The sequence below is a fragment of the Butyrivibrio hungatei DSM 14810 genome (assembly GCF_900143205.1).
In the GTDB taxonomy this organism is placed as follows: domain Bacteria; phylum Bacillota; class Clostridia; order Lachnospirales; family Lachnospiraceae; genus Butyrivibrio; species Butyrivibrio hungatei.
Genome location: NZ_FRDH01000003.1, coordinates 574,267 through 588,424 on the forward strand (window position 1 = coordinate 574,267; position 14,158 = coordinate 588,424).

Consider the following 14,158-nt stretch of genomic DNA (forward strand, 5'->3'; position numbering starts at 1 on the left):
TCAATATAATCTTATATAACCCTTAACACTATCCATCTTCCAAAGCTTTTCTTCAAAGTCTTTTTCTGAAATGGAATCTGTAATAAATGCAAACTCATTAGGAATGCTGTTTCTCTTAACTACATCCAGATTGCTTCCAAATATCTCTCTTGCCTGATCTTCAAGTTCTGCTGAAACTCTTACAAAGAAATGTCTGACAGCATTATCCTTAGGTGAAAGATTTGCTTTCTCAGCTTTCATGTTTACTTCAATATGTTTACCCTTGTGCTTGACCATATCGATCACGTCAGCTACTACAGCGCTTGCTGTGGCATTCTTACCTGCTCCTTTGCCGTAGAACATAACGTCGCCTAACATATTACCATGAACGTTGATGGCATTAAATACCCCATTAACATTTGCAAGTGGATTCTCATATGGAATGAGGAATGGTGCTACGATAGTAAAAAAGCCATTCTCATTTCTTTTGCACATTGCAAGGAGCTTGATAGCCATATTAAGTGATCTGGCATATTCAAAGTCCTGAATGTTGATCTTGCTGATACCCTCTGTGTAGATATCTTCATAATCAACATGTTTGCCGCTCATAAGGCTTGAAAGGATCGCAATCTTACGACATGCATCATAGCCCTCTACGTCAGCTTCCGGATTGCGCTCAGCATATCCTTTCTCCTGAGCCTGTTTGAGGACTGTTTCAAATCCAATGCCCTCTTTATCCATCTTGGTTAAGATGTAGTTTGTTGTTCCATTTAAGATACCTGTGATGGAATCAATCTTTTCATGTTTAAGGGAATCGTTAAGGCTTCTAAGAACAGGAATTCCGCCACCTACACTTGCTTCAAAAAGATAGCTTACACCGTTTGCTTTAGCCAGCTCTACAAGCTCTGGTCCATGAGCCGCTACAAGCTCTTTATTGGATGTGCAGACGCTCTTGCCCTTAGAAAGAGCCTGCTTCTCAAATGTAAAGGCAGGTTCTATTCCACCCATTGTTTCGCAGATCACATCTACTTCCGGATCATCGAGAATAACATTTATGTCGTGAACAACCTGTGACTCATGCTTGTCACCAGGAAAATCTCTAAGATCAAGAATATATTTAAGCTCGATCTTTTCGCCTGCGCTCTTCTCTACTTCAGCTGCGTTTGTATCAAGAACTTCAACAACACCGCTACCTACTGTGCCATATCCCAAGACTGCTACTTTTGCCATTACATCCTCCAATTTTTCATAATATTTTTTCCTCAATTTATGCAAAGGTTGCGCTGCGTCCGGAAATGTGGACCTTGTGAACGCCGCTTGCCTTTTCCATCTTGTCGATCATATCCATAACATCTCTTGTAGTTGGGAGAACCTGGATCGTTATTGAAATCGATGCAACTCCATTAAGCGGAATAGACTGGTGAATAGTCAGAATATTTGCACCAAATTCAGCAATAAGATTTAGAACGTAGGATAAAAGACCTACTTCATCATTCATCTGGAATGTAAGAGTTAATGTTGTTCCCTGCAGGCTGTCGTGGAATTCATAGATATCATCTTTATATTTGTAAAAAGAGCTCCTACTGATGCCCACACTATCGGCTGCGTCATTTACAGTTTTTACTTTGCCGGATTCCAAGAGTTTCTTGGCTTCTACAACCTTTAAAAGAACCTCTGGAACTGCCTGTTTTTTTATAACATAGTAGCCTGCATCCTGCTGCATTTCTCTCACCTACAAAATTAAAATATTTGTTTTCGTACCACGGACATTTGTATGTACTGGAAAGAATTTTAGCACACTAAAGTTATAAAGGCAATAGGCAAAATAAAAAAAGTTCAGCATATAAGCTGAACTTTTTTGGATACTATTTTATTTTTTCAACTTATCAAGCTTATCTTTGTCGATCTTGCCGTCGGCAATAGTATTAGCAACCCACAATTTGAGAGCCTCTACAGTTACATCTATATGTTCAAGCTGTGTCTGAATGCTGACAAAATCTGAAAGCTCATCATCTGTGATCTCGCCATCTGCAGTTATCTCGATCAGTCTATTCTTTTGACGCTCGAGAGAATTAAGGGAAGATAACATAGCGAGAACGATTTCTGATAATGAAGAAATCTTAACTTCAGGCACTGAAGTTCTTCCTATAGCACACTCGTGAGTGCAATAATAATTGCAAAGCTCAGGTTTTCTGTATGCCTTGGCCATAGCAACTACATCTTCAGGATATATATTTGTCTTGCCTGTTTCCATCTTTTCAAGACTGCTCTCAGAGATTCCTCCCATAAGCTCACTTGCCTGAGCTCTGGAATATCCCATTGCTTCTCTGCTTTCGAAAAAGATATTCTTGTTTTCCTTAATAGATCTCTTTCCCATGAAACCTCCCAAATCTGCATTTTGCCATTTTAGCAAATTAAACTATCATATTTTGCGATCACTAGTATGTTACTGTATTTTGTAATAATTTACAATAAAAACATCAGAAAAAGCGAAAAGCCACGGTTATTGGGGTGCCGTGACTTTTCATACGCTTATAAAAGGAAAGAGTTAGGAGTGCTACATTTTCATGTAGCACTTCTTAACGCTCTTATAATGTTATCACAATTGTCTGACCAATTCAAACATTTTCAGAGTTTTTCGAAAACTGGCATGTACTCAATTGGAGCACTTACCTTCACAGTTCTTTCACCTGCAAATTCTTCACCAGTACTTGTCAATTTCCAATTTCCCTTTGGAAGATAAACTTCTCTCTCAAACTCGTTCAAATGAAGAATAGGAGCTACAAGGTATTTTTCACCAAACATGTACTGATCCTGAATATCCCAGCACTTCTCGTCCTCAGGGAACTCATAGAACATTGTTCTGATAAGTGGTGAGCCATTTGTAGAAGCCTCGTTATAAAGAGATTTGATATATGGCTTTAACTCTTTTCTGATGTCATAGTACTTCTTCATGATCTTGAAGTTGTCATCGCCATAACTCCACATTTCGTTGTCCTGGCCTGTATGAAGATATCCGCCGCCCCAATCTCTGTCATCAAGGGCTGGAATATTGTAAGGACCACGATCGCCATGAAGTCTGAATACAGCAGTATAAACAGCAAACTGATACCATCTGATAAGAAGCTGTCTAAAGTCTGGATCGTTTACATCGTCTGTCATAAATCCGCCGATATCTGTTGTCCACCATGGAATACCTGCAAGTCCCATATTAAGTCCGCACTGAAGCTGATCCTGAAGAGCCTCAAATGTACTTGGAACGTCTCCTGACCATACTACGTTGCCATATTTCTGGCTTCCTGCCCAGGCACATCTTAAAAGGTTCACAGGGTTTTTCTGTCCCTCTTTTACCATGTTATCGTAAAATACACGGCTATATTTCTGTGGGTAGAGGTTACTTACTTCAAGAGCTGAACCATCAATATATCTGAAGTTTTCAAAGTCATATACCCCATAATCAGGCTCAGAGTTATCAAGCCAGAATCCATCGATTCCAAAGTCATAGTAGTTCTTTTTGCAAACTTCCCATACATATTTACTGGTCTCAGGATTGAATACATCGATTTCTACGCAGTCGCCCTGATAATCGTAAGTCTGGAGCGCACCTCTCTCAGTTTTGATGAGAAGGCCTTTTTCAAGCATAGGATAGAAATTCTCACTCTTTCTGTCTACAGAAGGCCATACAGATACGATAACCTTGATACCCATGCTGTGGAGCTCATCTACCATAGCCTTTGGATCTGGCCAGTACTTCTTGTCGAATTTCCAGTCTCCCTGATATGTCCAGTGGAAGAAGTCGATTACGATCTGATCGATATGGATTCCGAGTTCTTTGTACTTACGCGCTATAGAAAGAACCTCATCCTGTGTTCTGTATCTTAATTTGCACTGCCAAAGTCCCATAAGTTCCTCTGGGAACTCACCTGCGTAGCCTGTTGCAGATGCATAGTTTGCTACGATCTCCTTTGGAGTATCAGCTACTGTGATGTAGTAATCCATCTCTTTTGTTGAGTGCATATCCCAAAGTGTCATATTGTTACCAAAAGTAACCTGTCCAACACCAGGGTTATTCCATAACATACCATATCCAAGAGAAGATACAGCAAATGGTACTGAAATCTGTGAGTTTCTCTGAGCTAGTTCAAGAGTGCAGCCCTTAAGGTTCATATTCTGCTGCTGATACTGTCCCATACCAAAAAGCTTCTCACCAGGATTGCTGTCAAAACGCACCTTAAGCTTGTAATTGTCTGAGCCCTGAACTCCCTTCCACTCTCTATTAACGATTTTAAGGCATCTGCTCTCTCTAGAGATAGTTCCATCATAAGAGCGGAAATATTCTCTTAATATAAGCTTATCCTTCTTATAAAAAGACATAACGCCTGCAAAATTCACTTCACAGGAAATATCACCATTAACAATCTTACCGTGAGTTCTGTCTACATCTGTTCCCTCACCAGTTCTGTAAGTAACGTCAAAGGTCTTAACCTCTGCGCTTGTTTCCTTCACTTTTTCTGTTAATGCCCAATCATTGCCTGTGAAATCCTTGAGCATAGTAGCTCTCACTCTAAGTGAATTCTCACCCCAAGCTTCAACCCTAAGTGTCTCACCCTGTCTCTTACAGATAAGGGCATTCTTTTCAGTAATAAACTCCATACAATACCTCACTGTCTTTCTCTTCTGTTAGAAAACTTATTTTTCCTTTTCCCTAAGTAATTTCCTTATAGTTCACATGTTTCTTAATTGTTTCACTTCACCATCTTATCATTGATGGACTACACATACCACAGCTTATTTATGTTTTCTTCGCTGTAATAATGTTGTATGCATAAATGCTTCTCGCAGTAGTGTTAAAAAACGTCGGTACTTAGGTGCTGTTTTTTAGCACCTTAGTATCCGCTACGTTTTTTATCAAGCGAGAGCGTCTACAAGAGGAACATTTATGTATACAACATTTCCCTTCAGTGAAGCCAACACTTTTAAAAAAGCCATGGCATCGTAGATGCCATGGCTCTTATTAACCCATTGTTAGGTGATCAAATTACTTTGAAGCCTTCCAATCGTCGTACTGCTTCTGGAACTCAGCAAGTACATCCTGGTAACCAGCCTCGTCAAGAGCTGCCTGGTACTTCTCAAGTGTAGACTCAACGTCTGCAGGAGCAACACCACCGTTCTCAAGAGCAAATCCGTATGTATCAAATACACCAGCGCAAGCTGTGTACTGAGCCTCTACAGGAGACTTGTCAAATCTGAATCCAGCTGCTGATGATGTGTTAGCACCACCGTTGAACTCATTGTAAAGCTCTGCCTTGTTAGCTGGCTCGTTGTCAAGTGGAGTAACGATTGTAGCATTAGCTGACTCCCACATTGAGTGGTTGTACTTGTCAGATGTCTGTGTTACCTGATGATTTGCATCGTATGTGAAGTCTTCACCTTCGATACCGAATGTGTACATATCAGCAAGTGTTGAATCTGTGTAAAGAAGACCAAGGAAGTCTACACAAGCCTTAGCCTGCTCAGGTGTTGAGTTAGCTGTTACACAGTAGCATGATCCAAGAGCTGATGTTGAGTGAGCCCATCTCTGTGTAGCTGGAACCATTGTTACATCCTGGCCATAACGAGCATCTGCTTCGTCATTAACTGGGATATCTGTCCACCATGAAATAGCCCAATCCTGTGTCTGTGTTGTTGTATCTGTTGTAACCTTTGTGAAGTCATCCTCTGAGATGTATCCCTTGTCTGCCCAATCAGCGATGAGTTTGCAGAACTCAAGGTACTCAGGAGTCTGAATTGTATCAACAACTTCATCTTTTGCTCTATCTACAGCAAAGAAGTTTGTAGCTGAATCTGCTGTGAAGAAATCAAACTTATCAATGTACCATCTGTAGAACATAGCTGTCTTCTGTGTAAGGAATGGATACTTAAGGCCATCTGCCTTAGCGTCAGCGAGCATTGGCTCAAGGTCCTTAAGCTCTTTTACGCTGTTAATATCCCAGTTGTGCTTGTCTACAAGATCCTGACGGAACATGAAGTCATATCCCTCAACGTTGTCCTTGTATACAGGTACGAAATAGATCTTTCCATCATACTTAGCTGCTTCCCACTGTCCTTCAGCCATTGAGCTGTAAAGAGGTGTTCCAGGAAGGAGGTCTGTAAGATCATATACAGCGTTTGCTGGATAAAGATCGTTAGTACCGATTGTTCCTTCCCATGAAGCTGTCCAAAGAAGGTTGATCTCGTTGTTTGCAAGTGCAAGGTTTGCCTTATCTGTGTATTCACCAGATCCGATATCTGTAAGCTTGATCTTTACAGGGATCTTGTCTGCGATATACGCATTGATTGCATCCTGAACCTTCTGAACCTGAGCTGAATCAGGGTTTGCAAGGTTGAATGTGCATCTGTAAACGCTGATTTCTGTTACATCACCGCTTGCTGCAGGTGCTTCTGCTTCTGCTTCTGCATCTGAATTTGAATCAGCTGCTGGTGTCTCTGTAGCTGTTGAATCATTTGACTCTGTAGCTGCAGGAGCTGTGTTTCCGCATCCAGCAAGTAATGAAAGTGACATTGCTGATGCCATAAGTACTGAAATAACTTTCTTCTTCATATTTTCCTCCTTTAATTTAAGAAAATAAATGTATGTGATCCCCCGTTGTTGGAGTTTCAACCAAAATAACCCGCCGCTTTGAACTTTTATACATATTTACAATTTAATAGCAAGGATGTTCTGCTCTCGCTTCGCCTCAAATGGAATTCCTTTTTTAAAGGAAGTTCTGCTCTCGCTTCGCTCGCCAGAATGAACTTCGCTTCTAAGCTCGAAAATACCTCGCTAAGAGCTCAGTTCAGCCTTTAACTGAGCCAACTGTAAGACCCTTGATGAAGTACTTCTGGAAGAATGGATATACTACCATGATAGGTCCGATAACTACTAAAACAGTTGCCATTGTTGCAGAATACTGTGGAATAGTTCCACCCATAGCTGCTCTTGCTGATGCAGGAACGTTTGAGTTGTTGAGAAGGAACTCAATACTCTTCTGAATGTTGATAAGAAGTAACTGCAAAGGCTTCTTAGCATCAGAATCGATGTACAGAAGTGCATTCTGCCAATCGTTCCAATATGTTGTTGCCATCATGAATCCGACTGCTGCAAGTGATGGTTTCATAAGAGGAAGAGTGATTCTGAAGAATGTGTAATACTCTCCTGCGCCATCGATCTTGGCTGCTTCCATAAGCTCTGCCGGAATACTGTTAGCAATGTAAGTTCTCAAAATGATTACGTTCATTGTTGTTACGCAAAGTGGAAGGATAAGGAGCCAGAGACTATCTTTCAAGTGATAGTAACTTGTGAAGATGATATATCCTGAAAGTGTTCCACCATTGAACAACATAGGAATAAGCAGATAGATTGATAAAAATTTTGAAAGCCAGAAATCTTTTCTACTTATTGAATATGCATACATACTCATGAACAAAAGTCCAAGGAATGTACCAGCAACAGTTACGAAAATTGTAACTGCATATGATCTAGCAAGCTGCTGGCCATATCTAAGTACTGTTCCCATACCTGCCAGTGACCAGTCCTTAGGCCAGAACTTAAATCCGTTCTGTACGATACTCTTTTCATCTGTAAAAGCAGCTACGAATGTAAGCTCTACAGGAAGAAAAGCAAATAATGTAAATGCTATAAGAATAATTGCAAGTATAACCTGTCCTACAGTTACCCTCTCTTGCCTGGAAGGCGCTATATCAAGTTTGTGATTTTCTTTCTTTACCGACATCTTTGCCATTTGATTTTACCTCTCTTTTCTAGTCCAATTAGAACAATGCGTTCTCTGGTGCAATCTTACGAACTGCTGTGTTAGCAAAAAGCATAAGCAAAAGTCCGACAATCGACTGGAAGAAAGAAGTTGCGGCAACGAATCCAAAGTTTGAATTCTTGAAGATCGCATTAAGTACATAAGAGTCGATAACCTGTGTTGTCTCATACAGGATTCCACTGTTACGTGTTACCTGATAGAAGAGACCTGTGTCTGAGTGCATTACTGATCCAACTGAAAGAAGAAGCATTACAGTGATCATTGGGATCAATGAAGGAATTGTAATGTTTGTGATCTTCTGCCATGAGTTAGCACCATCAATATCTGCTGCCTCATAAAGTTCTGAATCAATTCCTGCAAGTACTGACATATAAAGAACTGAACCATATCCAGTATCTTTCCAAATCTTAACTACAAGTAAGATGATCGGCCACAGGTTAACAGCTGAATAGAACTTTGTGCTGGAACCAAATGTATGATTGATGATACCTGTATCTGAACTGATAAATGCATATACAATGAACTGAACAGCTGCATAAGAAATGAAGACTGGGATGATCATAAGTGTCTGCATTGTCTTAGCAAGTTTCTTGAATACAAGCTTATCGATCATGATCGCAAGTGTTACATTCAAGAATGTTCCTACTATGGTAAATAAGAGATAGTAGAGAACGGTGTTCCTTGTTATCTGAATGAAAGTAGCCTTTGATGCTAAAAGGAACTTAAAGTTTTCAATACCGTTCCATGGACTCTTCCAAATACCGTCTGCGTAATTGAAATTCTTGAAGGCCATTACAAGACCTGCCATTGGTACGTACATAATAAAGAACAAAATCAGAAATACTGGCAGAGCCATTACTACGTGTGCTCTGTGTTTCCAAGTATTATGCAAAAAAGCTTTCATAATATTCCTCCCGGTCTTACTTAATTTTTGTTTGCAATATTCAGAATTGATTCGCCTTCATCAAGTTCCCCTTCAACTGTTATATGTTCTATAAGAGTTCCTTTAGGGTTATTGATCAGGTCTATCAGTTTGGTAGCCGCCAGGCTTCCTATCTCTTCGGTATCCTGTACCACAGTAGTAAGTCTAGGACTAATCCTTCGGCTTATGTCAATTCCGTCATATCCTGCTACAGATACGTCTTCCGGAATCCTGAGCCCTCTCTGTCTAATTGCATTCAACCCTCCAAAGGCTGCAAAGTCATCAGGATAAAGGATACAAGTTGGAGGATCTTTTAAATCAAGCAATTTGTTGGTCATGGCAAAAGCTGAATCAGTATCTCTATACGGGCTTGCCACTACATACTCATCAGGAATCGTCACTTTGAAATCCTGCAAGGTCTTATAGAAACTTGATAATCTCCCCTGGGTTACCGCAGATTCCAAACCGTGAATGTAAGCAATCTTTCTATGACCTCTTTTATATATGTAGGAAACGAGTTCCCTCATACCGCTAACATTATCAGAAACAATTGAAATCCTGTTACTAAACATATAGTCAATTGTCACAACAGGAATATTGCTCTTGATAAGTTCCTCTACCTGTGGATCCGTAAAATCTACGCAGGCGATCATGACACCATCAAATCCTCTATAAATTGCGTGAGATAAATATGACATGTTGTTAGCTCTTGTCTTATCTCCATTTATAAAAGTGATGTCGAAGCCACTTCTCTCAGCTCTTTTCTTGAAGCTATCAAGCACATGTGAAAAGTAGTCGTGAGTCAAGCCACTGTTCGCCTCATCTACAAATAGGACGCCTATGTTATTAGTTTTATTTGTCTTAAGCGCCTGTGCAGCAGCATTAGGATGATATCCCAGCTTTTCAGCAACTTGTCTAACGTTTTCTTTGGTCTCTTTGCTTATATCGCTGTGATCATTAAGCGCCTTGGAAACCGTAGCTACTGAAACCCCGCAAGCCTTAGATATGTCCTTTAGTGAAACCATTCTTTTTGTCTTACAACCTTTACTTAAATCACTTAATCGTTTTCGCACTTTCAATATACATCAATTTGACACCAAAATCAAGTATAGCTGTTATTTTTTTGTGCATGTTTTATATTTTTGTTTGGTTTGAACAAATTACTTGTCGTTTTTTCATATATATTCCCAAATTTAGTCATTATTTATTAATATTTGATTTAAACGTTTTCGATATGATTCAGCAAACATCAATGTTTTAAGGAAACGTTTATCAGGAAGATGGTTTTTCCGCATAGAATCGCGGTTTTTTAAGGGTTTATTTTTGAAATTTTTCTATTGCGCAAAAGATTTATCCCATATATAATGTGTCTAGAAATTTATCTTAAACGTTTAAGTATTAGGAGGTTTATATGAAGTACGGTTTTTTCGATGATAACGCCCGTGAATACGTGATCACCACTCCCAAGACTCCATTACCCTGGATCAACTATTTAGGTAATAAAGAGTTCTTTTCACTCATATCTAATACATGTGGTGGTTACACATTCTATAAGGACGCCAAACTTCTCAGACTTACCAGATATCGTTACAACAATGTTCCTTATGACAACAATGGTAAGTACTTTTACATCAAAGACCTGAATGAGAATGGTCTTGTTTGGAACCCGGGATGGCAGCCGGTCAAGACAACTCTTGACAGCTATGAGTGCCGTCATGGTCTTGGATACAGTAAGTTTTCATCTTCCAAGAGCAACGTTAAAGCAGATCTTTTAACCTTTGTTCCTATGAATGACAACTGCGAAGTATCTAAGCTTACTATTACTAATAATAAGGATACAGTTGCTAAGCTTTCACTCTTCTCTTATGTAGAATGGTGTCTCTGGAATGCAGATGATGATATGAAGAACTTCCAGAGAAACTTAAGCACTGGTGAAGTTGAGATTGCAAACGGTGGTTCAGTTCTTTTCCATAAGACCGAGTACAGAGAGCGTAGAAATCACTATGCTGTATATGGTGTTAACACAGAAGTTAACGGCTACGATACTAGCAGAGATGCATTCCTTGGTGCATATAACGGACCTGATTCTCCAGACGTTGTTGCAAACGGCAAGTGCACAAACTCTGTAGCAAGCGGATGGTCACCAATTGCTTCACATCAGATTGATATCGAGCTTGCTCCATCAGAATCCAAGACTTTCATATTCACTCTTGGTTACATCGAGAACCCAGAGGATCAGAAGTGGGAATCTTACGGCGTGATCAACAAGAAACCAGCTTTTGCTATGCTTGATAAATATAAGACTGTTGAAGCTGTTGATGCAGCACTCAAGGAGCTTAACGATTACTGGTCAGAGCTTCTTAGTATCTACCACATCAAGTCTTCTAATGAAAAAGTAGACAGAATGGTAAATATCTGGAACCAGTATCAGTGTATGGTTACATTCAACATGTCCAGATCTGCTTCATATTATGAGTCAGGTATTGGACGTGGAATGGGATTTAGAGATTCTTGTCAGGATCTTCTTGGATTTGTACACCTTATCCCAGATAGAGCAAGAGAAAGAATCATCGATATTGCTTCTACTCAGTTCCAGGATGGTAGCGCATATCACCAGTATCAGCCACTTACCAAGAAAGGTAACTCAGACATCGGTTCAGGTTTCAATGATGATCCACTTTGGCTCATTGCTGGTACTAGTGCTTACATCAGAGAGACTGGTGACATTTCAATCCTTAACGAGATGGTTCCTTTCGACAACGATATGAGCGTTGCTAAGACTCTTATGGGACACCTTAAATGCTCATTTGATTTCACAGCAACTCACAAGGGGCCTCATGGTCTTCCACTTATCGGACGTGCTGACTGGAACGACTGTCTTAACCTTAACTGCTTCTCAGAGCATCCAGGTGAGTCATTCCAAACATTCGGTCCTTCAGAAGGTCCTGTAGCTGAATCAGTATTCATCGCTGGAATGTTTGTAAAATACGGTGAAGAGTATGCTCAGCTCTGCGAACTCCTTGGAGATGACGCTGAAGCTAAGCGTGCACGTGAGGAAGTTCAGAAGGTTTATGATGCAGCTATCACAGCTGGCTGGGATGGTGAATGGTTCGTAAGAGCTTATGATGCTTATTCCAATAAAGTCGGTTCAAAAGAGTGTGAGGAAGGTCAGATCTACATCGAGCCTCAGGGCTTCTGCGTGCTTGCTGGTATCGGTGTTAAGGAAGGTCTTGCAGAAAAGGCTCTTAAGAGCGTTAAAGAGAGACTTGATACCAAGTACGGTGTAATGATCCTTCAGCCTGCTTATACAAAATATCACTTAGAGCTTGGTGAAGTTAGTTCATATCCACCAGGATACAAAGAGAATGCTGGTATTTTCTGCCACAACAACCCTTGGATTTCAATCGCTGAAACAGTTCTGGGACACGGTGACAGAGCATTCGATGTTTACAAAAAGACATGTCCTGCTTACATCGAAGACATCAGTGAGATTCACTGCACAGAGCCTTATGTATATTCACAGATGGTTGCTGGTAGAGATGCTAAATTCCATGGACAGGGTAAGAACAGCTGGCTCACAGGTACAGCTGCTTGGACTTTTGTAAACATCTCTCAGTACATCCTCGGTATCTATCCTACTCATAAGGGACTTTCAGTTGATCCATGTCTCCCTTCTGACTTTGGTGATTTTGAATTAACAAGGAAGTACCGTGGTGGTGTATACAACATTTCTGTTAAGCAGAATGGTTCTCAGAAGGGCGTTAAGAAGCTCATCGTCAATGGAAAAGAGCTTTCTGGTAACGTAATTCCTTATGAGGAAGGTGTAAAAGAGTATAACGTTGAAGTAATTATGTAATTACATATTTATGTAAACGAAATAAACCAGTATAAAATCCCCTGCAAACCGCATAAATTGTGGCTTGCAGGGGTTCTTGCATACTTTGTGGCAATTATGATAAAATAGCTTGTTAGTCGGAGGTGAATATGAGCGCAGAACAAAAGCCCAGAAAGCACAGACACAAGAGGCACTATACCTTTATGGTTATCTCAGGTGACTCAGACGGAACAACAAAGCGTCTCCATCTGAATCATTTTAAGACACAGCTTCTTGCTTACACTGCTTTCGTAGTAGCATTAGTGCTTCTTTGCTACATAATCTTTTCAGCAATGACCATACATAATCTAAAGACAATACAGGCTGAACAGAAGTTCCAGATTGAAGATCTCCAAACTCAGAACAGCACTCTGGAAGCTTCAAACGAAAAACTTGTCACAGAGGAACAGCAATTAAGAGCAGCTCTTAATCTTAGACTTGAGAATGAGCAGCAGTCTGCTGAAGAGGCCGAAACCCTTGCTATTCCATCAGGATTTCCTTTAACAGGAACCGCTTCTATGACAAATGCTGTAGACGACACTAATTCAACTACTATTACAAAGATCACAGATGATAACAAAGACGATGCAGTAGGTAATCCTATCGTTCTTTTTGAAGCAGCATCAGGAAGCAACATCATCGCTGCCGGTACCGGTACTGTTTTGTCTGTGACAACCGATGCCAAATTTGGCAATGCAGTCACTATAGACCACGGAAATGGCTATATCTCTATATATAGGTACTCTGGAGATCCTTTAGTTTCTGAAGGTGATGAAATAGCTAGAGGCAACATTCTTTTTGTTGTAGGCAATGATACCACTTTAGGTTATCAGATAATGCAGGATGACAAGTATGTGGATCCTGAAGAGCTTATAGAGATCAACGGTTAAAATTGGAGGAAATAAAATGTTCGGAAACAAGAAAGACTCTACTGAGGATAATACTCTTTTAGAGCAGGTAGGAACCATCATTGGCCCTGGCGCTGTAATCGATGGTCCTCTTACAACAAAGGATTCAACAAGAATCGATGGAACTATCAAAGGTAACGTAACAGTAAGCGGTGCTCTTATCATTGGCCAGGAAGGCAAGGTTATTGGTACAATTTCAGCTCTTAACGTATATGTAGCTGGTGAAGTTAATGGTAACATCACAGCATCACAGGGCAAGATCGAGATCAGTGACACAGGAAGAGTTATCGGTGACATCACTTGCAAGGGTATCATCATCGACGAGAACGCTGTATTCCAAGGCAAATGTGAAATGACCGGAATCGACAAGAACTCAGCTGAAGTCGCCAAAGAACGTGCCGTAGCTGACAAAGAATCATCTAACGCTTCAGCTTCTGAGGAAGAGAATAAGTAATTTAGGTAGTGATACCGGACGTGTGATATGGTTTAAAAGCTCGTCTTGAGCTCCATAGTATTTTTTGTAGGATACATAAAGCATTCAAAATCCCCAGATAGATTTATTTCATGTTATTCAAAACATAAATCTATCTGGGGATTTTTCATGCCATGTATCAACTACAAAAAATAAATCACTCAATCCAAGCTTTTAAACCATATCTCACTG

11 protein-coding genes are annotated in these 14,158 nt (G+C 40.2%); 3 read left to right on the forward strand and 8 right to left on the reverse strand.

Annotation, left to right across the window (positions count from 1 at the left end):
- The 8 genes from BUA02_RS02700 to BUA02_RS02735 all read right to left on the reverse strand — a co-directional run bounded on the left by BUA02_RS02700 (position 1) and on the right by BUA02_RS02735 (position 9,737).
- On the reverse strand, positions 1-1,209 hold the full coding sequence (locus BUA02_RS02700) for a homoserine dehydrogenase (RefSeq protein WP_072700742.1): 1,209 nt from the start codon (positions 1,207-1,209) through the stop codon (positions 1-3).
- Positions 1,210-1,246: 37 nt separating this feature from the next.
- Complete coding sequence (locus BUA02_RS02705; RefSeq protein WP_072700744.1) at positions 1,247-1,702, reverse strand: ACT domain-containing protein; 456 nt, start codon at positions 1,700-1,702, stop codon at positions 1,247-1,249.
- Positions 1,703-1,849: 147 nt separating this feature from the next.
- Positions 1,850-2,356 carry a helix-turn-helix domain-containing protein gene (locus tag BUA02_RS02710; RefSeq protein ID WP_072700746.1) on the reverse strand — a complete coding sequence of 169 codons (507 nt, stop codon included), beginning with the start codon at positions 2,354-2,356 and terminating at the stop codon, positions 1,850-1,852.
- Between the two features lie 251 nt (positions 2,357-2,607).
- On the reverse strand, positions 2,608-4,632 hold the full coding sequence (locus BUA02_RS02715; RefSeq protein WP_072700748.1) for a glycoside hydrolase family 31 protein: 2,025 nt from the start codon (positions 4,630-4,632) through the stop codon (positions 2,608-2,610).
- A gap of 385 nt (positions 4,633-5,017) precedes the next feature.
- Complete coding sequence (locus BUA02_RS02720) at positions 5,018-6,580, reverse strand: ABC transporter substrate-binding protein (RefSeq protein WP_072700752.1); 1,563 nt, start codon at positions 6,578-6,580, stop codon at positions 5,018-5,020.
- Between the two features lie 235 nt (positions 6,581-6,815).
- Positions 6,816-7,760, reverse strand: a complete 945-nt coding sequence (locus BUA02_RS02725; RefSeq protein WP_083572617.1) for a carbohydrate ABC transporter permease — start codon at positions 7,758-7,760, stop codon at positions 6,816-6,818.
- Positions 7,761-7,788: 28 nt separating this feature from the next.
- Positions 7,789-8,694 (reverse strand): ABC transporter permease subunit, encoded by a 906-nt coding sequence (locus BUA02_RS02730; RefSeq protein ID WP_072700754.1) that lies wholly within the window; start codon positions 8,692-8,694, stop codon positions 7,789-7,791.
- Positions 8,695-8,714: 20 nt separating this feature from the next.
- Positions 8,715-9,737 carry a LacI family DNA-binding transcriptional regulator gene (locus BUA02_RS02735; protein WP_071176845.1) on the reverse strand — a complete coding sequence of 341 codons (1,023 nt, stop codon included), beginning with the start codon at positions 9,735-9,737 and terminating at the stop codon, positions 8,715-8,717.
- Positions 9,738-10,123: 386 nt separating this feature from the next.
- Here BUA02_RS02735 and BUA02_RS02740 point away from each other — a divergent pair, with 386 nt between their 5' ends.
- From BUA02_RS02740 to BUA02_RS02750, 3 genes are all read left to right on the forward strand, one after another.
- Complete coding sequence (locus BUA02_RS02740; RefSeq protein ID WP_072700756.1) at positions 10,124-12,568, forward strand: glycoside hydrolase family 94 protein; 2,445 nt, start codon at positions 10,124-10,126, stop codon at positions 12,566-12,568.
- Positions 12,569-12,696: 128 nt separating this feature from the next.
- Positions 12,697-13,476, forward strand: a complete 780-nt coding sequence (locus tag BUA02_RS02745; RefSeq protein ID WP_072700758.1) for a murein hydrolase activator EnvC family protein — start codon at positions 12,697-12,699, stop codon at positions 13,474-13,476.
- A gap of 16 nt (positions 13,477-13,492) precedes the next feature.
- Positions 13,493-13,948, forward strand: a complete 456-nt coding sequence (locus BUA02_RS02750) for a bactofilin family protein (protein ID WP_071176848.1) — start codon at positions 13,493-13,495, stop codon at positions 13,946-13,948.
- The last annotated feature ends 210 nt before the right edge of the window (positions 13,949-14,158 follow it).